Below are 18,417 nucleotides of genomic sequence, written 5' to 3'. Positions count from 1 at the left end.
GACCGCGACGTCACCGTCCGCGCCGGAACCATCGGCGCCGCGGTGGGGGAGCGGCCACGGCGGCCGCCTCCTCGCGCGTGCGACGTCGATCGTTCCAGGCTGCCACGACGGCATCCACGTCCACCGTGGGCGTCACGACCGGGGGCCCGCCCTGCAGTTGGCGGCGCGCCTCGATCACGCGCCGGTTGAAATCCTCGACCGCCTCGCGCACGTCGGGCTCGCGCGCGATGGCATCCAGGCGTTCGTCCATCTCCGCGTGCTCGACGCGCAGCGTCAGCGCCGGAGGCCCGAGGCCCGTCAGCTGCTCGGTCTCGATCTTGCGGCGGATCCACCAGTCGGGATCGTGCGAGGATCCGAGGTCCAGGGGCTTGCCCGCTCCGGGGAGGTCGTCGAACTCGCCGCGCCGGATCGCCTGCTGGATCGACGTCTCGACGAACGCCGCGCGTTCGGCGGCCGTCGACCCGCGCGCGGGGCCGGTCGGCTCCGCGGGTGCCGGCTCGAGTCCGGCGTCGCGCAGCTCGCGGTCGAGCCGGTAGCGCTCAGCGGCCTGGCGGGCGTCGTCGCTCACGCGGCCTCCCGACCGTCACGCTCCAACCGGGCGAGGCGCTGCCGGGCCATGTCCTGCGCCCGCGGGCCGGAGCCGAGAGCGCGCTCGGTGACGCGCAGGACGAACCGCGTCAGCGCCAGCACCGGCAGCGGCCATCGTCGCACGCCGAGCATCTTGCGATACCTCCGCGGGATCGTGGCGACGGCGGCGGCGAACAGCACGCGATACGACAGGCCCATCAAGCCGGGGAACGGCGGCTTGCGCAGGAAGCGCACCACCGCGGCGACCCTCTCGTCGCCGCGGAGTTCCCCGCGCTCCCAGAACCCGTCGATCTCGGCGCGCAACGCCGCGCGCGTGCGGGGAGGGTCGACCACCCGCATCAGCCGACCCGCGGTCGCCCAGTCGGCGACGTAGGCGTCGGGTCCGCCGGGGATGGGCTTCTTCGACACCTCGTGTCCGGCGAGGAAGGCGTCGGTGAAGGCCAGGTGCACCCACCGCACCAGGTCGGCCGCTTCGGCGGTGTAGGCCCGCTCACTGCCGTCACCGGCGCGGTACTCGCCTTTCACACGCTGGTGGAACCTGCCGACGCGCCGGGTCTCGGCATCCGCCTGCGTCCGCGAGCCGTAGGTCAGGGTGATGACCCAGCGCACCGTGCCGGTCAGCCGGCCGATGGGATCCTCGCGGTAGCGCGACCAGTCGTGCACGCCCGCGAGCGCACCCGGGTGCAACGCTTGGAGAAGGAGGGCCCGGATGCCGGCGACGAGCGTGCCCATTCCCGCATGCACCGTCCACGCGGGGCCGTTCTCCACGAAGTACCCGGTGTCGTCGCCGTCGGCGATCGCGCGGACGTACGGCGCCATGCCGGTCGGGTCCCCCGCCAGAGCGACGAGGATCTTGCCGCGCAGGCTCGCGATCCAGCCGGGGACGGAGGGGAAGGTCGCGTCGGTCACCGTTCCAGCGTGCCACCGTCTGAGCGGGTGGGCTCGGGAAGAGTTCGACGTCGATGCTTCCCGGAAGGGCGGTCAGTGTCCGTCGTGCGTGACGACCGGCACGGTGCCGTCATCGCGGAGCAGGACGGCATCCTGCGTCGCGCCGAGGGCAGGGGTGACGAGAACGGCGATCACGGCCGCGGCGACGAGCAGTCCCGTGACGCTCATCGGCTGGGCGGTGCGCGTCGCGCGCTGGCCGCGTCGACGCAGATGGATGGCCGAGGTCGCACCCACGACGACGAGCAGCACCGAGCCCGCCGCGACGCCGATGATGCTGGTGTGCGCCGAGGCGACGAACATCAGGGCGGTGGAGAGGGCGATCGCCGACAGGGCGCCCGCGAGGGCGAGGCGCGGGACGACGAGGCGTCCCGTCGACAGGGTCGCGGCCCCCCAGACGAGGGAGGCGAGACCGAGGATCACCATCCCGATCCCGAGGCCCGTTGCGAGGGCCCCGGAATCGGAACGGACGATCGCACCCGCGCCGAGGGCAGCGGTGATGAGGCCGGCCCCCCACGCGGATACGGAGGGCCACGACCGCACGAAGGTCGCGGCGTTCATGTTCAGACCGCCGCGGTGCGGGGGACGTTGCGCTCGGTGCCGAGGCCGACACCCAGCAGCACGACCGCGCTGGCGAGGTGCAGGAAGTGGTCGGCCGTGTTCAGCGCGAGGATGTTGGCGGCCGTGCCGACGAGGAAGAAGCCGACGATACCGAGGAGCAGGTAGACGGCTCCGACGGTGGTGTTGACGCCCTTCGCGGCGCGGGCGTTCGCGAGACCGGCGATCAGCAGCGCGGCACCGATGAGGAGGTGCGCGATGTTGTGCAGCGGGTTGACCGCGAAGATACCGAGCAGAAGCCCGCCCTCGGTCGCGATGAATCCGACGCCGCCCGTGACGGCGAAGCCGAGCAGACCGACGAGCAGGTAGACAGCGCCGAAGACGGTGGCCACGATGCGGTTGGGTGACGAGCTCATGATGAACCTCCCAGATTGTTGGCAGCGACCGTCCGGTCGCTCTCCACCATCTTCGGAGACAATGCGCCGATCGGATTGGGCTTTGCATTCCGGGGCGACGATCGGGTAGAACCCCGGATACGACAGAAGGCCCCCGAGTACTCTCCGAGGCCCTCCGCAACAGAGTCGACCATAGGTCGCGCCCCCACACCGATGATGGGGATTGCAATTCCCGCAGTGTTCACCTAGCTGCGTTTCTGTCACACTCCCCTCATGCGCTTCGAGACGACACTGTCGCAGATGGGAAACAACACCGGCATCGAGGTGCCCCCGGAGGTCATCGAGGCCCTCGGCGGCGGCAAGCGCGCCGCCGTGACGGTCGACGTCGACGGGTACGTCTTCTCGAGCACGATCGGTGCGATGGGCGGTCGCTCGCTCATCCCGTTCTCCGCCGACAAGCGCAAGGCGACGGGCCTTTCGGGTGGGGATGCCATCACCGTCGAGCTGACCCTCGACACGGCGCCCCGCACGACAGAGGTTCCCGACGATCTCGCGACGGCGCTCGCGGAAGCCGGGGTCCGGCCCGCGTTCGACGCCCTCGCCCCCAGCGCGCGCAAGGCGCATGTGACCAACGTGGAGTCGGCGAAGGCTGCCGACACGCGCGCTCGTCGCGTCGCGGCCATCGTGTCGAAGCTGTCCTGACCGCTGAGCGCTGCGCCGTCCGCCCCGGACGATAGCCTGGGAGGGGAGGTCCCGTGGGGCGCACGAAGGAGGCCATCGCCGAAGGGCTGTCGATCGCGACGGCCGCGGCGCGTTTGACCGTGCGCAATCGCATCCTGGTCGACACGATCGCCCGCGGCGGGCAGTTCGACAACGAGGTGTTCGCGGACTTCGCCCGCGACACCCTCCGCTCCCTCGCCGACGAGCAGGACCAGGCGGCCGAGCGGGTGACGCACCAGCGCAAGCGCGCGTGGGGGCGCTTCTCCGACTCCTCGGGCACCCACGACTACCGCGACCGCGACACCCGCAACCTCCGCCGCCGTGCGAAGCAGTCGCGCGGGGTCGCGAAGGAACTGCGCGCTCTCGCCGACGACCCCGATCGCGTGAAGACCCTCGTCGCCGACGCCCGCATCGCCGCGTGGGGCGACGTCGAGGCCAACCTCCGCCAGCGGCTGGACGTCGAGGGGATGACCGCCGACGCCGACCCCGAGTACGCCCAGATGCGCAAGGCGCGCATGGACGCCCTGCGCATGGTCGACCTCGCCCGTCTCGCCTCGCAGGCGAAGCGCCGGGCGAAAGAGCGGCCCGCGGCCGTGGACGACGACGTCGCTGCGCCCGACAAGAGCGCCAAGAGCGACAAGAAGAAGAAGTCCCCCGCGCGCTGACCTCTCGCGACAGGAGCGGAGGGGTAGCCTCGGCGGCGAGCGAGAGGGATGCCATGGCGCAACGGCGGTTCGGACGCACGGCACGGGTGGCACGACCCGGATACGCCCTGGTCTCGGTGAGCGCGCGCGACGCGAACGGCTTCGTGCACCACTACGACGACATCGAGGCGCCGCTGGGCTCCCTGCGGGAAGCGATCGCGATCCTGCAGCTGAACTCGGCCGCCACGGACGCCGCCCACCGGGGCGGCGCCTCGGCCTGACGTCTCGCAGCGCGGCATCCGCGCCCGGGGCACGGTCGGCACGGCCGGCACGCGCCGAAGCCGACGCGCGCACTCGTCGACGACCTGCGTGGGAAACGGAAAAAGCCCCGGCTCAGAATTTCTTCTCAGCCGGGGCTTGTCACTGTCTCAACACAGTGTGCGCCCGAAGGGACTCGAACCCCTAACCTTCTGATCCGTAGTCAGATGCTCTATCCATTGAGCTACGGGCGCAGGGCCTCCGCGCGAAACGGCGCGCAGGCCGTGGTCAAGCATAGCCGGGACCCCGGGAGACGTCTAATCGGCCCCGAACCACGTGCATCCCGGGCGTGGCGCGGTGATGACCGGCAGGTGTCGAGTCGGCGACGTACGCTGGCGGGATGAGCGCATACACCTCCGCGTTCGAGCTGTTCTCCATCGGGATCGGACCCTCGAGCTCCCACACCGTCGGCCCCATGAGGGCCGCGTTCTCCTTCGCCGCACGACTGCAGGGCAGCGGAGCCCTGGAGCGGGTGGCATCCGTCTCCTGCGCCCTCTACGGCTCGCTGGGCGCGACCGGCATCGGTCACGGCACCCCCGACGCCGTCGTCGCGGGTCTGCAGGGCCTCGAGCCCGAGACCGTGGACCCGGATGCCGTCCGCCGCGCGTGGTCGGACTGGCCGGACGGGCGCCCGCTGGCGCTCGCCGGCACGCACGAGATCCCCTTCGCGAAGACGGACATCGCCCTCGAGCCGCGCACGCGGCTTCCCGGTCATCCCAACGCCATGACCCTCATCGCGCGCGACCGCGACGGCGGCGTGCTCATGGAGGAGACGTTCTACTCGATCGGCGGCGGCTTCATCCGCCGTGAGGGCGAACCCGCCCCGGTGGCGGCCGCACCGATGCCGCTCGCCTTCGACGACGCCGCGACGCTCCTCGCCCTGTGCGACGAGCGCGGCATCACGATCGCCGAGGCGGCGCGTCTGAACGAAGAGGCACTGCGCTCCGACGAGGAGATCGCCGCGGGCCTCGACCGCATCTGGGATGCGATGGCGGCCTGCGTCGACGCCGGTCTGCGCAACGACGGCGTGCTTCCCGGCATCCTGAAGGTGAAGCGCCGCGCCGCCGTGATGCGCGAACAGCTGGATGCCATCGAGGCCGACGGGCACCGCGAGCTCCCGGGGGAGTGGCTCGGGGCCTTCGCGCTCGCGGTGAACGAGGAGAACGCCGCGGGCGGGCGGGTGGTCACGGCGCCCACCAACGGCGCAGCGGGAATCCTGCCGGCGGTGGCGATGTACTGGTGGCGGTTCCTCGCGGACTCGGGGCTCGGTGTCGGCAACGCCGTTACGCCGCACGGCGAGCTCGTGGGCAGCGCGTTGCTCGGATACGACGGTCACGCCGTCACCCGCTCCGAGGTCTCGCACTGGGACGACGAGGAGGTCGCCGAGGCGAACCGGAGGCGCGGCATCCGTCGTTTCCTGCTGACGGCCGCCGCGTTGGGCTCGCTGTTCAAGGCGAATGCCTCGATCTCGGGCGCCGAGGGCGGATGCCAGGCCGAGGTCGGATCGGCGTGCGCGATGGCGGCGGGAGGGCTGACGGCGGTCATGGGCGGCACGAACCGGCAGATCGAGAACGCCGCCGAGATCGCCATGGAGCACCATCTCGGCCTCACGTGCGACCCGGTCGGGGGTCTCGTGCAGATCCCGTGCATCGAGCGCAACGCGATCGCCGCCTCGACGGCGGTCACCGCGGCCCGCCTGGCCCTGCGCGGCGACGGCAGTCACTACGTGTCGTTGGACGCGGTGGTCGAGACCATGCGGCAGACCGGCATCGACATGTCGACGAAGTACAAGGAGACGAGCGAGGGCGGCCTCGCGGTCAACGTCATCGAGTGCTGATCCGCTCGATGACGCCGGTCAGTCGCGCAGCTTCGCGGTGAGCGCGCGCAGCTGCGCGAGCTCGTCGTCGGTGAGGCGGGCCATACGGTCGGCGATCGAGCGTCCGTGCGCGGCGGCGAGGCGGCGGAACGTCACGGCGCCCTCCTCGGTGGCGGTGACCAGCGCCCCTCGGCCGTCCTCCGGATCGGCGCACTTCGTGAGCAGGCCTCGCGCGACCATGCGCTCGACCAGACGCGAGACGCTCGGCTGGCTGATGAGCATGTTGCCGGTCACGTCGCGCAGTCGCGCCGTCATGCGCGGCGCGCGCGTGACCGTGAGGAGCACGTCGTACTCGGCCTGGGTGAGCTCTTCGCCCTCGAAATCCGAGCGGATGTCTTCGAACACCTCGTGCTGAGCGCGGAAGAGGCTCTCCCAGGCCTGCACGGCGAGGCGGCGATCGGTCATGCCTTCAGCGTAGAGGGAGCCGGATGCCGCGGACTCGACGTCGACGCCGAGGCTGTGGACAGAGTAAGGGCCGGTCGGAGAGGCTTCCGACCGGCCCTTGTCCCTGCACCAAGAGTGTCCTGCAATCACATGTCGGTAGCTGCCACAGCAAAACAACTACCGTGCGAGCACTCTATAACGGTGAGGTAACGGAGGGGAAGAGGTCGCCGTTATATTTCCGTGACCGATTCGGCGGGACGATCCTGCGGGTCCCGGATGGCCCGTCCCGACGCGATCAGCGTCCGCGCACGTGGTTCCACTGCGTGATGACCTCGGAGCCGTGCTCGAAGCCCAGCTCGCTCACGGCGGAGGTGCCCAGGACGAAGTACCGGCCCCCGGCGGCGGTCAGGCCCAGCCAGGTGCCGGCCAGAGCGCGGAGGAAGTGCCCGTGCGAGAACACCAGGACCTGCTCACCGGCCCGCACCCGAGGGCGCAGCTCCGCGAGGAGCGATTCCGCCCGTGCAGTGACGTCGGCGACGGACTCGCCCGGGGTCGCGCCGGCGGGCGTTCCCTCCCAGATCGTCCACGGACGGCCGAGCTGTTCCATGATCTCGGGAGTGGTCAGGCCCTCGTAGGCGCCGTAGTCCCATTCGACGAGACGGGCGTCGGTCCGTACGTCGGGGTACCCGGCGCGGGCGGCCGTCTCGACCGCGCGCTGGAGCGGGCTCGACAGGATCAGGTCGTACCGTCGGGTGGCGAGCAGCGTGCCCGCCAGCTCGGCCTTGTAGGCGCCGGTCTCGGTCAGCGGGATGTCGGTCAGGCCGGTGTGCCGTCCGGTGCGGCTCCACGCGGTCTCGCCGTGTCGCACCAGCACGATGCGTCCGTCGGGTTCGGTCAGCTCGTCATCCTTCACGCGTCCATCCTCCCGCTCCTGGGGGAGCCGCCGGCCCGACCGCACGAAGAAGGGCCGGTCGGAGGATTCCCGACCGGCCCTTTCCTGCACCAGAGTGTCCTGCAATCACATGTCGATAGCTGCCACAGCAAAACAACTACCGTGCGAGCACTCTATAACGGTGAGGTAACGGAGCGGAAGAGGATGCCGAGGGACATTCCCGATTCATAGGTATCGTCATCGCCCGGCGGCATCGAGAGCCGCCGCCAGATCGGCGAGGAGGTCGTCGGCATCCTCGAGTCCGACCGACAGACGCAGGTGGCCGTAGCGGCGGAACGGCTCCGGGTAGGTCGCGGTACGGGGGCCGTCGGCGGACGTGTGCACGATGAGGCTGTCGTCGTGTCCGAGCGAGAAGCCCGAGGTGATCAGCCGCAGCTCGGACACGAACCTGTTCTGCAGGTCGGGGTCGCCGTCGAGCGCGAAGGCCATCATGCCGCCGTAGGCGGCACCGCCGAACTGCCGGCGGGCGAGATCGTGCTGGGGGTGCGAGGCGAGCCCGGGATAGGCGACGAACGCGACGCGCGGGTCGGCCTCGAGCAGCTCGGCGACGCGCTGGGCGGAGGCGAAATGCTGCCTCAGGCGCAGGGGGAGCGTGACCGAACCGCGCGTGATCATCCACGCGTTGAACGGCGAGATGATGCCGCCGACGTCGACCATCGCGTCGGCCTTGATCGGTTCGATGAGCTCCGCCCGACCGATCACCGCTCCGCCCATCGCGTCGCCGTGGCCGTTGATGTACTTCGTCAGCGAATGCACGACGAGGTCCGCGCCGTCGTCGAGCGGCCGGTAGAACGGCGGGGGAGTGAAGGTTGAGTCGACCATCAGCAGAGCCCCGGCTGCGTGGGCGATCTCGGCCAGCAGCGCGATGTCGGCGACCTTCGTGGTGGGGTTGGCGATCGCCTCGACGCACACGAGCCGCGTCTCGGGCCGGATCGCCGCGCGGACGGCATCCGGATCGGTCACGTCGACGAAGGTCGCCTCGATGCCGTAGCGGCCCGGGAGCAGCTCGGTCCACAGGCGCCAGGTGGCCTCGTACACGACGTCGCTCACGACCACGTGGTCTCCCGCGCGCACGTGGGTGAAGAACACCGCGTGCAGGGCGGCGACTCCGGATGCCAGCGCGACGGCGTCCTCGCCGTGCTCCAGCGCGGAGAGCTTGCGCTCGAGCGCCAGCTGATTGACGCCGGTGTTGCGCGTGTACAGGCCCGGGGCGGTGGCCGACCAGCTGATCTCGCTGGGGTCGTCGGGGAGGGCGAACGAGTTCGACATGACGAGCGGTGTGCGCAGCGACCGCGTGCTGTCGAGCTCGATGCCGCCGTGCACGGCCAGACTCGACTCGCCGAGGGTCGGAGCATCGGTGCGGTCGGGGCGCACGACGGCCCTCGGGGCGACCTCGTCGGATGCCGTCATCGTGGCCCCTCTCGCTCTGCGGCGCGGCTCGCGCGCCCCGTCCAGCGTAGTGAGGGCGCGTCGGGGCCCGCCGTCGACTACTGTGACTGCGTCGCCCGGACGCCTCGACGGCTCCGGGCTCGATCATGAATGCGAGCACTCCATGAGTCGTCCCCTCGATTCCTCCCTCGATACGTCCGGCCCCGCCGGCGCACCGCGCCGACTGCGCCGGGCCATGGATGCCCGGCATCTCGTCATGATCGCCCTCGGCGGTGTCATCGGCTCGGGCCTCTTCCTGAGCTCGGGTTACACGATCCACCAGGCCGGCCCCCTCGGTGCGGTGCTGGCCTACCTGCTGGGTGCCTTCGTGGTGTGGTTGGTCATGGTCTGCCTGGGCGAGCTCGCGGTGACCTATCCCGTCTCGGGATCGCTCCACATCTACGCGGCGCGCACGATGGGGCCGGCCACCGGCTTCACCACGGCGTGGCTCTACTGGCTGTGCTGGGTGGTGGCGCTCGGGTCGGAGTTCACGGCATCCGGCATCCTCATGCAGCGATGGTTCCCGAACGTCGAGGTCTGGGTGTGGTGCATCGTGTTCGCCGGCGTGCTGTTCACCCTGAACGCCATCTCGGCGCGCGTGTTCGGGGAGACCGAGTTCTGGTTCGCCCTCATCAAGGTCGTCGCGATCGTCGCGCTCATCGTGCTGGGGACGATGGCGATCTTCGGCTTCACGCCGCTGTCGTCGGAGCCGCACGCGGCGGTCGGCCTCAGCAACTTCGCCACGCCCGACGGGCTGCTACCCGCGGGTCTCGGAGGCGTGCTCATCACCTCCCTCGCGGTGTTCTACGCCTTCAGCGGCGCCGAGCTCGTCGGCGTCGCGGCGGGCGAGACGAAGGATCCGGGCCGCAACATCCCGCGGGCGCTGCGCTCGACGGTGCTGCGTCTGCTCGTGCTGTTCGTCGGCTCGATCGTCGTCATCGCCGCCCTCCTGCCCTACGAGCAGGCGGGGCTGTCGTCGAGCCCGTTCGTCGACGTCTTCGAGTACGTCGGCGTGCCCTACGCGGCCGACATCATGAATTTCGTCGTCATCACGGCGCTGCTCTCGGTGGGCAACAGCGGGCTCTACTCGTGCGCGCGGATGCTGTTCTCGCTCGCCGAGGAGGGCTACGCGCCGCGCGCCTTCACGCGGCTCACGCGGCGCGGCATCCCGATGGTGGCCCTGCTGGTCAGCCTCGCCATCGGTCTGGTGTCGCTCATCTCGAGCGTCATCGCCGCCGAGACCGTGTACCTCGTGCTCGTGTCGATCGCCGGCTTCGCGGCGGTCGCGGTGTGGATGTCGATCGTCGCCGCGCAGTTCTTCCACCGGCGGCAGTTCGTCCGCGACGGCGGTGACGTCTCCACCCTCGCGTTCCGCACGCCGCTGTACCCGCTCGTGCCCATCCTCGCCTTCGTGCTGCTCACCGCGTCGATCGTGGCGATCGCGTTCGATGAGAATCAGGTCGCGGCCCTGTACTTCGGCATCCCCTTCGTCGGCTTGTGCTACTTGTTCTTCTGGCTGCGCTACGGGCGCAAGGGCGTCACTCCCGTTCGGCGCGACGAAGAGGCACCGCTCGACTGACGCGCTGTACGCGCTGTCCATCCGCTTCGCGTCGGCTCGCCGGGGTGGCGGATGCCGCCGGGCCCGGCCCCGCAGTACCGTCGCTTCACCACGAGCACGCGGAGGACGCATGGACACGGTGGACACCCTCGTCGTCGGGGCGGGCATCTCGGGCCTGGCCGCCGCTCGGCTTCTGGCTCGCCACGGGCATCGGGTGGTCGTGCTCGAAGCGCGCGACCGCGTCGGCGGGCGCGTCTTCACCGACCGAAGCGGAGGGCACGTCACCGATCGCGGCGCGTCGTGGATCCACGGCATCGACGACAGCCCGGTCGCCGAGGCGGCCCGCGCGTTCGGGATGCCGATGGTGGAGTTCACGGTCGGCGGATACCAACCCGATTCTCGTCCGCTGACGTACTTCGACGCCGCCGGGCGCCGTCTCTCCCCGGACGCCGTGCGGCAGTACGCCGACGACATCCGAACGCTGAACGCCGTCCTGGTCGACGTCATCGCCGCGGCCGACGACGATGCGACCTACGGTGAGGTCGTGGAGCGCGCGCTCGCCGCCCAGAGGTGGGACGCCGAACGCGCGGAGCGGGTGCGGGAGTACAACGACCGTCGGGCCCAGGAGCAGTACGGGATCGGCATGCACGGCCTCGGCGCCCACGGGCTCGACGACGACACCGTCAACGGCGACGAGGTGGTGTTCCCGCAGGGCTACGACGAGCTCGCCTCGAACTTCGCCGAGGGGCTCGACGTGCGCCTCGACCACGCGGTCTCGCGCGTGCGGTGGTCGTCGGAGGGAGCCGAGGTGGAGACCGCCCGCGGCACGTTCCGCGCTCGGCACGTCGTGGTCACGGTGCCGGTGGGGGTGCTGCACGCGGGCGGTCTCGTGCTCGAGCCCGCCCTGCCCGCGGCGCACGCCCGCGCGCTCGGCCTTCTGCGCATGAACGCCTTCGAGAAGGTCGTGCTGCGGTTCGCCGAACGGTTCTGGGATGCCGGGGCTTACGGCATCCGCCAGCTCGGCGACGAGGGGGAGTGGTGGCACTCCTGGTACGACCTGGGGCGCCTGCACGACGAACCCGCCCTGCTGACATTCGCGGCGGGTCCTGCCGCCGTCGCCACGCGGGAGTGGAGCGACGACGAGATCGTCGCCTCCACCCTCGCGCAGTTGCGGCGCCTGTACGGTGACGCCGTGGCCGAGCCCGAGAGTGCGATCGTGACCCGCTGGCAGGACGACCCGTTCTCGCGCGGCTCGTACGCCTACATGCTGCCGGGCTCGGTCGGCGCCGACCACGACGACCTCGCCGCACCCCTCGGGGACGGGACACTGCATCTGGCCGGGGAGGCGACGTGGGGAGACGACCCGGCGACGGTTCCCGGCGCCATGCTGTCCGGGCACCGCGCCGCGCAGAACGTTCTGGGCCGCGAGGTGCCGGTCAGCGACCTCTGGGCCTGACGCCGCGGCGCGGGGTCCCTCGTCGCGGGAGCCTGCTCAGCGCGGGTCGGGTCCCGTCGCCACGGGCAGCTCGGGGTGGTTCGACCACTGGCTCCACGATCCCGGGTACAGCCGCGGCTCGAATCCCGCGAGCGTCAGGGCCACGGCCTGGTGCGCCGCCGTCACCCCCGACCCGCAATACACCCCCACGCTCACGCCGTCCTCGGCGCCGAGCATGCGGAAACGCGATCCCAGCTCCTCGCGTGAGCGGAAGCGGCCGTCGTCGCCGACGTTCTCCGTCGTGGGGGCGCTGACCGCCCCGGGCACGTGTCCCGCGCGGGGGTCGATCGGCTCGACCTCGCCGCGGTAGCGCTCGCCGGCGCGCGCGTCGAGCAGGAGTCCCTCGGCGGCGAAGTCGGCGACGGCATCGAGATCGAGCACCGGCAGAGAGCCGTACGCGAGCTCGATCGAACCGGGCGTCGGGGTTTCGGCATCCCCCTCCTCCGTCGCGAAGCCGGCTTCGGTCCAGGCCGCCAGCGCCCCGTCGAGCAACCGGACGTCGGCAACCCCCGCGTACCGCAAGAGCCACCACGCGCGAGCGCTCGACATGTTCTTCAGGTCGTCGTAGACCACGACCGTGTCGCCCTGATCAATTCCCCATCGTCGCGCCGCCTCCTGCAGCGTCTCGACGGGAGGAAGAGGATGCCGGCCCTCGGTCGGCGCGCCGTGGGCGGCCAGATCGTGGTCGAGGTCGACGTACTGCGCGCCCGGGATGTGTCCGGCGCGGTAGGCGGGACGCCCGTCGGGCCGGTCGAGGCGCCAGCGCACGTCGAGCACCCGGACGGGCCCGCCGTCGGCGAAGGCCCCGGCGGCGAGGGCGTCGTGGAGGTCGGGCGCGGTCGTGAGGATCGAGGGCATGGTCCCAGTCTGGCCCTCAGTCGATCGCCGCGGGACCCCGGGTCCGACCGTCGGCCACGCGGGCCCGGGCGCGGTCATGGCGGGACGCGATCGGCACGATCTCGGTGGCCTTCGGCAACCCCATCGGGGGTGTCGCAACGTAGATGGTCTCGGCGCGCTCGACGACGTGCGTCTCATGCCAGATGCCGACGGCGCCCGGAGTCTTCCGCGCACGTCGGTTGAAACGGGTCCACGCGGGGCGGTGCTCGTGCTCCGGGTCGGAGGCGTACGCGTACAGCTTCTCCAGCGACGACCAGTACTGCACCAGATACGGCCCGCGCGAGCCGATGAGCATCGTGAAGCCGAGCAGCCCCGAGTCGGGGTCCGTGCTGAGTTCGCGCAGCATCCGGGGCATGTCGCCCATCAGCGGCATCCACTGGTCGGGTCGCCACCACTTGTTGACGGTCATCCCGATGTGGAAGACGACGAGCTCGCCGTCGTAGCGGTGGGTCATTTGACCCCGATTGATGGATGCCATGGGCTCGTCCTCGCTAGATAGTGTCGCTATCCAGTGTTGGATAGTAGGGCTATCGAGTCAAGGGGGCGGCGTGCGGATCTCAGAACTGTCGGCGCAGAGCGGCGTGCCCGTGCCGACCATCAAGTACTACCTGCGCGAGAAACTGCTGCCGGAGGGCGAGCGCTCCTCGCCCACGCAGGCCTCGTACGGCGTCGCGCACGTGCAGCGCCTCGGCGTCATCCGCGCCCTCGTCGACGCGGGCGTGGGGATCGCGGGCGTGCGCAAAGTGGTCGCGGTCCTCGAGGAGCCGCCCGAGAACCCCTACGACCTCCTCGGTGCGGCCAACGCCGCTGTGACGCCCGCGGTCTCCACCGATCTCGACCTCACCGCGGCGTTCGCGCTGCTGGATCGCATGGGCGGCGCGCCGCAGCACTGTTTCCCCGAGCAGATCGCCGCGGTCGCGCACGCCCTCGCGACCCTCGATCGAGCGGGGTTCACGGTGCCGGACGCGGTCATGGACGCCTACCTCGAGCACCTCGGTGCGCTTGCCGAGGCCGAGCTCGCGGCGACTCCCGACACCTCGATCGAGGACGCCGTGCGCTACGTGGTGCTGGGCACGGCGCTCGTCGAGCCGCTCATCCTGGCGCTCCGTCGCGTCGCCGAGCAGGTGGCCGCCTCGCGACGCTTCGGCTCCGGCGCCCCTTAGGCGCGCGGATTCGACGCGGCGCCGTCGAGCCAGAGCTCGTCTGTCGCGTCGCCGTGCGGACCGGGGCGGCCGACGTGCGCGTCGCTGATCTTCGGACCCTTCGTGATCACGTGGACCAGCGCCATCCCATGACCGCGTCCGAGGTCGTAGTCGTCCTTCAGCCACTGCAGGATGGGGCCGGCCTTGGTGCCGGGCCCGAAGCCGCGCTCATCGGCGAGGGCGAGGAACTGACGAGGGGTGAGCCCGGTCTTGGTCTCGATGTTGTCGAGGTACGCCTGGAACGACATGACGCGAGGCTAGCGTCGCCGTCCCGACCACGTCCATCGAAGAGGCGGTCGCGTCCGCGCCGTGCGCGACGCCCCGGTACGGTCGAAGGATGGCCGTCACCCTGCACCGGGCGCCCGTCGCCGACATCGCCCCGCTGACGCTGTACCGCATCCTCTGGATGCGCGTCAGCGTGTTCGTCGTCGAGCAGGAGGCCGCCTACCCCGAGATCGACGGGCGCGACATCGAGCCGGGCGCCGAGCTGATGTGGGCGAGCGAGGGCGACGACGTGCTCGCGACGCTCCGTCTCCTGCGCGAGCCGTCGAACACGCGGATCGGTCGGGTCGCCACCGCCGCCGCTGCCCGTGGCCGCGGCATCGCCGCCGACCTCATGCGCGCGGCGGTGTCCCACCTGGATGCCGAGGCTCCCGGCATCCCGATCCTGCTCGACGCGCAGGCGCACCTCGCGCCGTGGTACGGCCGGTTCGGCTTCGTCGTCTCGGGCGAGCGCTTCTCGGAGGACGGCATCCCGCACGTGCCGATGAGTCGCGCGCCCAGCGTCGGCACCGCGTGATGCGGCGGTCGCTGCCGGTCGCGGCCCTCGCGCTCGCCTGCGTGCTCGTTCTGGCGGGATGCGACCTGAAGTTCTCGCTGGGGTTCGGCTCGGGCTCCGACGGGTCGTTCTCGGGGTCGGAGCTGACCGTGCCCGTGCTCTACGCGAGCGGCAAGAAGGGCGGGGTGACCAGCCAGCGCATCACGGCCGACTCCGCAGGCGGCGGTGACCTGAGCATCGACATCACCGAGAACGACGTCAGCGGCGTCGACCCGGTCACCCAGTCAGCGACGTGGACGGCCGTGACCGCGGCCACGCTGCTCACCGGAGCCCGGCCCGACACCGCGTACACGTTCGGTTTCGATGCGCGCATCGCCACCCCCGCGGCGGGGGCGGTCACCGCGGTCGGCGTGCTCGCGCTGTACTACGGCGCCGACGTGCAGCCCGGGGTCGCGCTCACGGGCGGGGTGACCCCGCTCGGTGCCGTGAGTCCGGTGGCGGGGCTTCCCGAACAGGTCTCGGCAGCGATCGAGGCGGGCGGGATCGACACCATCCTCGTGCCCGCGGGCCAGCGGACGGCGGTGGATGCCGAGGGCATGGCCGTCGACCTCGATCAGCTCGCCGCGACCGGGGGGATGACCATCACCGAGGTCGCCGACATCGCGAGCGCGTACGCGGTCATGACCGGGGAGGACCTCCCCGAGTCCGTCTTCCCGACGCCTCCCCCCTCGCCCTCGGCCCTGCCCACGGCGGCGGATGCACCCGCGGTGCCGGATGCCGTGGCCACCGCCGTCGACGATGCGCTGGATCGCGCGCGGTCGTCGCTCGACTCCGCGCCCGGAAGCACCCTCGCCGACCGGGCGCGGGCGGCGGTCGCGCGCGGCGAGCAGTTGCTCGCGGAGGACGACGCGGGCGGCGCGTGGGCCGCCGCGACGACCGCCGCCGACACCGCCGCCGCGGCTGCGGCGCCCGCGCTTGCATCGACGGAGGCGCAGACGCTCGCGACGGCCGCCGTTGCCGACGCCGACGCGCTGCTGGGTGAACTGGCAGCGGCACCCTCGTCGCTCGACGATGCCGATCCGGTGCTCGCCGCGATCGGGTGGGCGGCCGAGGCCGACGCGCTCGCCCAGCAGGCGCAGGCGTTCCTCGCGGCCGACGCCGACCCCTCGCTCTCCGCCGCGGGGCTGACCTCCGCTGCCCTGGCATCCTCGGCGGTAGAGACCGCACGGGCCCTCGCGGAACTGCGCACCGACATCGACGGGGCGGGCGGGCTCGCGTCCGACGCCGACCTCGACGGTCTCGCATCGCTGCTGCGACGGGCGGCGGTGGCCGCGACCGACGCCTACGACGCGCGGCGCGGCGACAGCCCGCTGGCGGCGGACGACCTGAACGGCTTGCGCACGACAGCGCTCGAGACGGCACGCGACGCGTTGGGCGCGCGGGCCGACGAGGGAGGAGCGTGGCTCGCCCTGGGTGTCTCGACCGCCGCCTTCGCGCGCAGCTCCGCGGCGCTGTCGGCGCAGTCCGCCGTGCGGGTGCCCGACGGTGTCGACACCTCGGATGCCGTCGCCCAACGCATCGGGATCGCCGACGAATACACGGTCCGGGCGGTCGACGCCCTCACGGCCACCGGTGCCGCCCTTCCCCTCCTGCGGGGCGCTCTCACCGATGCGGCGTCCGCCGCGGCATCCTCTCCCGTCCCGGGTGCCTCGGCGGTGTTCACGACGCCGTTCCTGCGCGCGCGGGTGCTGGCCTTCGCGGGCGGAGTGCAGCGCGACTGACCGGGCGGCCGCGGGTTCGTGCCGGCGCAGGGCGGGCGACGGATCAGTGCGGCGCGTGATACTCCGCCGTTCCGCGCTTCCAATATCCCTTCACGATCGTCGCTGCAGGGTCGCCGGTCCATCGGTCGAGCAGGAGTGCCCGACCCGCCCGCACGATCGACTGCTCGGCGGCGACGAAGCCGAAGACGCAGCCGTCCGGCCGCTCCTCGAGGTCGAGCGCGTCCAACCAATCGGTGAGCTCCGAGCCCGCGGGGCGTTCTCCGCGGTGCAGCTGGACCACCTCCACACCCGTGGGTGCGGCGATGGGCAGGTCGTAGGCGGCGGAAGGGACCTCGACGGCGATGCGCCCCACAGCCTCGTCATCCATCGCCTCGGCGAACCGCCGGATCGCCGGGACCGCCGTCTCGTCGCCGGCGAGCAGCCACGCGTCCGGTCGGCCCGTCAGTACCATCGATCCCCGCGGTCCGCCCACGCCGACGGGTGCGCCGATCGGGGCCGTCTCGGCCCATCGGCTGCCGACCCCGTCGCCGTGCAGAGCCACGTCGATGTCGAGTCGTCCGGCCTCGGCATCCCACCCGACGGGCGTGTACTCCCGGTTCGGTGACGTCCGCATCTCGTCCGTCGTGGCCGCTGCCTCGGAGAAGAACACGCGCACGTGATCGTCGGCGCCGGGGGAGTCGAAACCCCGCAGATCGCGGCCCTCGAGGCGCAGGCGCACGTATGCCGGCGTGAGGAACGTCCGAGCAGCGAGCGTCGCCGAACGGAAGACGAGGTCATGTCGGCGGGGTTCGAGGCGGGCGTCGCACCGCGAGTTCGACAGATTCACATAGCTAAGGCTAACCTAACTTTTCCGAGGGTCGGGGTCCTCCCACCGCTCGCGCCCGTACACAGCACCGGAGTGACACACATGAGTTCTCGCCTGTCCCGCACCGCCCTCCGCCCCGCCGCGATCGTTTCGCTCGCTGCCGCGCTCGCCCTCACCGGCTGCGCCTCGGGAGCAGCCGCGCCCGCCGAGAGCGCCGCAGCGACCACCGTCACGGTCGAGGACAACCACGGATCGATCGAGGTGCCGGTGGCGCCGGAGCGGGTCGTCGCGCTCGACAACACGACGTTCGAGACGCTCAGCGAGTGGGGCGTGGCCCTCGTCGCGGCCCCCAAGCCGCTCATGTACGACCTCTGGCCCTCGCTCTCGGGCGGCGACGAGGTGCTCGACGCGGGCCTGCACCGCGAGCCGAACATCGAGAACATCCTCGCGGCCGACCCCGATCTCATCGTCGGCGGCTACCGCTTCCGCGAGATCTACGACCAGTTGAAGGAGATCCAGCCCGCGACGATCGAGACGAGCCCGCGCGACGGCGAGGAGCACACGTCCGAGCTCAAGCGTCAGACCGCGATCCTCGGCCGGGTCTTCGACAAGAACGACGAGGCGGCGACGCTGAACGCGGATCTGGATGCCGCCATCGCCGACGCGAAGGCCGCGTACGACCCGTCGCAGACGGTGATGGGGCTGATCACCTCCGGGGGGAAGATCTCGTACGCCGCTCCCGGAGAAGGCCGCGGGGTCGGACACCTCTTCCCGACGCTGGGCCTGACCCCCGCCCTCGACCGCGCGGCCGAGGACGCCTCGCACGGCGACGACATCAGCGTGGAAGCGATCGCCGCCGCGAACCCGGAGTGGCTGTTCGTGCTCGACCGCGACGCGATGTTCGGGGAGGACGGATACGTCTCCGCGAAGGAACTCGTCGAGAACGCCGAAGCGCTGAAGAACGTCCCCGCGGTGCAGAAGAACCAGATCGTGTACCTCGACGGCAGCTTCTACCTCGACGAGGGCATCCAGGCCTACACGAAGCTCTACCGCTCGGCCGCCGAGGCCTTCGCCTCCTGACCCCGGTGGGGGT

The 18,417-nt window shown here is 71.4% G+C and carries 21 protein-coding genes and 1 tRNA gene; 10 read left to right on the top strand and 12 right to left on the bottom strand.

Going from position 1 to position 18,417, the window contains the following annotated elements:
- Window positions 1-10 precede the first annotated feature (10 nt).
- The 4 genes from RWH45_RS12325 to RWH45_RS12310 all read right to left on the bottom strand — a co-directional run bounded on the left by RWH45_RS12325 (window position 11) and on the right by RWH45_RS12310 (window position 2,507).
- A complete protein-coding gene (locus tag RWH45_RS12325; protein WP_315995175.1) occupies window positions 11-568 on the bottom strand; it encodes a DnaJ family domain-containing protein in 558 nt (185 codons plus the stop codon).
- On the bottom strand, window positions 565-1,407 hold the full coding sequence (locus RWH45_RS12320; protein WP_437127345.1) for an oxygenase MpaB family protein: 843 nt from the start codon (window positions 1,405-1,407) through the stop codon (window positions 565-567). The genes RWH45_RS12325 and RWH45_RS12320 overlap by 4 nt, the downstream gene beginning before the upstream one ends.
- A gap of 162 nt (window positions 1,408-1,569) precedes the next feature.
- A complete protein-coding gene (locus RWH45_RS12315) occupies window positions 1,570-2,094 on the bottom strand; it encodes a hypothetical protein (RefSeq protein WP_315995173.1) in 525 nt (174 codons plus the stop codon).
- Between the two features lie 2 nt (window positions 2,095-2,096).
- Window positions 2,097-2,507: a DUF4383 domain-containing protein gene (locus RWH45_RS12310; protein ID WP_315995172.1), complete on the bottom strand. Its 411-nt coding sequence runs from the start codon at window positions 2,505-2,507 to the stop codon at window positions 2,097-2,099.
- A 252-nt stretch (window positions 2,508-2,759) separates the two neighbouring features.
- On the opposite strand from RWH45_RS12310, the gene RWH45_RS12305 reads away from it, so the two are divergent.
- The 3 genes from RWH45_RS12305 to RWH45_RS12295 all read left to right on the top strand — a co-directional run bounded on the left by RWH45_RS12305 (window position 2,760) and on the right by RWH45_RS12295 (window position 4,131).
- Window positions 2,760-3,188, top strand: a complete 429-nt coding sequence (locus tag RWH45_RS12305; RefSeq protein WP_315995171.1) for a YdeI/OmpD-associated family protein — start codon at window positions 2,760-2,762, stop codon at window positions 3,186-3,188.
- A 53-nt stretch (window positions 3,189-3,241) separates the two neighbouring features.
- Window positions 3,242-3,871: an asparagine synthase gene (locus RWH45_RS12300; RefSeq protein WP_315995170.1), complete on the top strand. Its 630-nt coding sequence runs from the start codon at window positions 3,242-3,244 to the stop codon at window positions 3,869-3,871.
- An 86-nt stretch (window positions 3,872-3,957) separates the two neighbouring features.
- Window positions 3,958-4,131, top strand: coding sequence for a hypothetical protein (locus tag RWH45_RS12295; RefSeq protein ID WP_315995169.1), 174 nt, complete (start codon window positions 3,958-3,960; stop codon window positions 4,129-4,131).
- A gap of 158 nt (window positions 4,132-4,289) precedes the next feature.
- On the opposite strand, the gene RWH45_RS12290 is transcribed toward RWH45_RS12295, so the two are convergent.
- A tRNA-Arg gene (locus RWH45_RS12290) sits at window positions 4,290-4,362 on the bottom strand.
- Between the two features lie 146 nt (window positions 4,363-4,508).
- Between RWH45_RS12290 and RWH45_RS12285 the strand changes: the two genes are divergently transcribed.
- Window positions 4,509-6,005, top strand: coding sequence for an L-serine ammonia-lyase, iron-sulfur-dependent, subunit alpha (locus tag RWH45_RS12285; protein WP_315995168.1), 1,497 nt, complete (start codon window positions 4,509-4,511; stop codon window positions 6,003-6,005).
- Between the two features lie 18 nt (window positions 6,006-6,023).
- Here RWH45_RS12285 and RWH45_RS12280 read toward each other — a convergent pair whose 3' ends face one another.
- The 3 genes from RWH45_RS12280 to RWH45_RS12270 form a co-directional block, all read right to left on the bottom strand.
- The gene (locus RWH45_RS12280) at window positions 6,024-6,449 is read right to left on the bottom strand and encodes a MarR family winged helix-turn-helix transcriptional regulator (protein ID WP_315995167.1); all 426 of its coding nucleotides are present in this window, start codon (window positions 6,447-6,449) and stop codon (window positions 6,024-6,026) included.
- Window positions 6,450-6,723: 274 nt separating this feature from the next.
- Window positions 6,724-7,341, bottom strand: a complete 618-nt coding sequence (locus RWH45_RS12275; protein WP_315995166.1) for a histidine phosphatase family protein — start codon at window positions 7,339-7,341, stop codon at window positions 6,724-6,726.
- A 216-nt stretch (window positions 7,342-7,557) separates the two neighbouring features.
- A complete protein-coding gene (locus RWH45_RS12270; RefSeq protein ID WP_315995165.1) occupies window positions 7,558-8,790 on the bottom strand; it encodes a trans-sulfuration enzyme family protein in 1,233 nt (410 codons plus the stop codon).
- Window positions 8,791-8,932: 142 nt separating this feature from the next.
- On the opposite strand from RWH45_RS12270, the gene RWH45_RS12265 reads away from it, so the two are divergent.
- Together RWH45_RS12265 and RWH45_RS12260 are read left to right on the top strand one after the other, a co-directional pair.
- A complete protein-coding gene (locus RWH45_RS12265) occupies window positions 8,933-10,387 on the top strand; it encodes an amino acid permease (protein ID WP_315995164.1) in 1,455 nt (484 codons plus the stop codon).
- Window positions 10,388-10,496: 109 nt separating this feature from the next.
- A complete protein-coding gene (locus RWH45_RS12260) occupies window positions 10,497-11,822 on the top strand; it encodes a flavin monoamine oxidase family protein (protein ID WP_315995163.1) in 1,326 nt (441 codons plus the stop codon).
- A 36-nt stretch (window positions 11,823-11,858) separates the two neighbouring features.
- Here RWH45_RS12260 and RWH45_RS12255 read toward each other — a convergent pair whose 3' ends face one another.
- Window positions 11,859-12,719 (bottom strand): sulfurtransferase, encoded by an 861-nt coding sequence (locus RWH45_RS12255; protein ID WP_315995162.1) that lies wholly within the window; start codon window positions 12,717-12,719, stop codon window positions 11,859-11,861.
- A 16-nt stretch (window positions 12,720-12,735) separates the two neighbouring features.
- A complete protein-coding gene (locus RWH45_RS12250; RefSeq protein WP_315995161.1) occupies window positions 12,736-13,236 on the bottom strand; it encodes a DUF4188 domain-containing protein in 501 nt (166 codons plus the stop codon).
- A 70-nt stretch (window positions 13,237-13,306) separates the two neighbouring features.
- Here RWH45_RS12250 and RWH45_RS12245 point away from each other — a divergent pair, with 70 nt between their 5' ends.
- Window positions 13,307-13,921, top strand: a complete 615-nt coding sequence (locus tag RWH45_RS12245) for a MerR family transcriptional regulator (RefSeq protein ID WP_315995160.1) — start codon at window positions 13,307-13,309, stop codon at window positions 13,919-13,921.
- On the opposite strand, the gene RWH45_RS12240 is transcribed toward RWH45_RS12245, so the two are convergent.
- On the bottom strand, window positions 13,918-14,208 hold the full coding sequence (locus tag RWH45_RS12240) for a DUF4287 domain-containing protein (protein WP_315995159.1): 291 nt from the start codon (window positions 14,206-14,208) through the stop codon (window positions 13,918-13,920). The genes RWH45_RS12245 and RWH45_RS12240 overlap by 4 nt on opposite strands.
- A gap of 89 nt (window positions 14,209-14,297) precedes the next feature.
- Between RWH45_RS12240 and RWH45_RS12235 the strand changes: the two genes are divergently transcribed.
- Complete coding sequence (locus RWH45_RS12235) at window positions 14,298-14,759, top strand: GNAT family N-acetyltransferase (protein ID WP_315995158.1); 462 nt, start codon at window positions 14,298-14,300, stop codon at window positions 14,757-14,759.
- Window positions 14,759-16,519 (top strand): S16 family serine protease, encoded by a 1,761-nt coding sequence (locus RWH45_RS12230; RefSeq protein WP_315995276.1) that lies wholly within the window; start codon window positions 14,759-14,761, stop codon window positions 16,517-16,519. Before RWH45_RS12235 ends, RWH45_RS12230 begins: the two co-directional genes overlap by 1 nt.
- 43 nt (window positions 16,520-16,562) lie before the next feature.
- Here RWH45_RS12230 and RWH45_RS12225 read toward each other — a convergent pair whose 3' ends face one another.
- Complete coding sequence (locus RWH45_RS12225) at window positions 16,563-17,345, bottom strand: siderophore-interacting protein (RefSeq protein ID WP_315995157.1); 783 nt, start codon at window positions 17,343-17,345, stop codon at window positions 16,563-16,565.
- Between the two features lie 81 nt (window positions 17,346-17,426).
- Between RWH45_RS12225 and RWH45_RS12220 the strand changes: the two genes are divergently transcribed.
- Window positions 17,427-18,404, top strand: coding sequence for a siderophore ABC transporter substrate-binding protein (locus tag RWH45_RS12220; RefSeq protein WP_315995156.1), 978 nt, complete (start codon window positions 17,427-17,429; stop codon window positions 18,402-18,404).
- The last annotated feature ends 13 nt before the right edge of the window (window positions 18,405-18,417 follow it).

The sequence above is a fragment of the Microbacterium galbum genome (assembly GCF_032464915.1).
GTDB lineage: Bacteria > Actinomycetota > Actinomycetes > Actinomycetales > Microbacteriaceae > Microbacterium > Microbacterium galbum.
The sequence above is the reverse complement of the archived record's forward strand: the minus strand, read 5'-3'. Positions and strand labels throughout refer to the sequence as shown.

Coding starts and splice junctions, on each gene's coding strand:
- RWH45_RS12320 (WP_437127345.1), bottom strand. CDS start 1,407: ATGGCGCCGTACGTCCGCGCGATCGCCGACGGCGACGACACCGGGTAC.
- RWH45_RS12315 (WP_315995173.1), bottom strand. CDS start 2,094: ATGAACGCCGCGACCTTCGTGCGGTCGTGGCCCTCCGTATCCGCGTGG.
- RWH45_RS12310 (WP_315995172.1), bottom strand. CDS start 2,507: ATGAGCTCGTCACCCAACCGCATCGTGGCCACCGTCTTCGGCGCTGTC.
- RWH45_RS12305 (WP_315995171.1), top strand. CDS start 2,760: ATGCGCTTCGAGACGACACTGTCGCAGATGGGAAACAACACCGGCATC.
- RWH45_RS12285 (WP_315995168.1), top strand. CDS start 4,509: ATGAGCGCATACACCTCCGCGTTCGAGCTGTTCTCCATCGGGATCGGA.
- RWH45_RS12280 (WP_315995167.1), bottom strand. CDS start 6,449: ATGACCGATCGCCGCCTCGCCGTGCAGGCCTGGGAGAGCCTCTTCCGC.
- RWH45_RS12270 (WP_315995165.1), bottom strand. CDS start 8,790: ATGACGGCATCCGACGAGGTCGCCCCGAGGGCCGTCGTGCGCCCCGAC.
- RWH45_RS12265 (WP_315995164.1), top strand. CDS start 8,933: ATGAGTCGTCCCCTCGATTCCTCCCTCGATACGTCCGGCCCCGCCGGC.
- RWH45_RS12260 (WP_315995163.1), top strand. CDS start 10,497: ATGGACACGGTGGACACCCTCGTCGTCGGGGCGGGCATCTCGGGCCTG.
- RWH45_RS12255 (WP_315995162.1), bottom strand. CDS start 12,719: ATGCCCTCGATCCTCACGACCGCGCCCGACCTCCACGACGCCCTCGCC.
- RWH45_RS12250 (WP_315995161.1), bottom strand. CDS start 13,236: ATGGCATCCATCAATCGGGGTCAAATGACCCACCGCTACGACGGCGAG.
- RWH45_RS12240 (WP_315995159.1), bottom strand. CDS start 14,208: ATGTCGTTCCAGGCGTACCTCGACAACATCGAGACCAAGACCGGGCTC.
- RWH45_RS12235 (WP_315995158.1), top strand. CDS start 14,298: ATGGCCGTCACCCTGCACCGGGCGCCCGTCGCCGACATCGCCCCGCTG.
- RWH45_RS12230 (WP_315995276.1), top strand. CDS start 14,759: ATGCGGCGGTCGCTGCCGGTCGCGGCCCTCGCGCTCGCCTGCGTGCTC.
- RWH45_RS12220 (WP_315995156.1), top strand. CDS start 17,427: ATGAGTTCTCGCCTGTCCCGCACCGCCCTCCGCCCCGCCGCGATCGTT.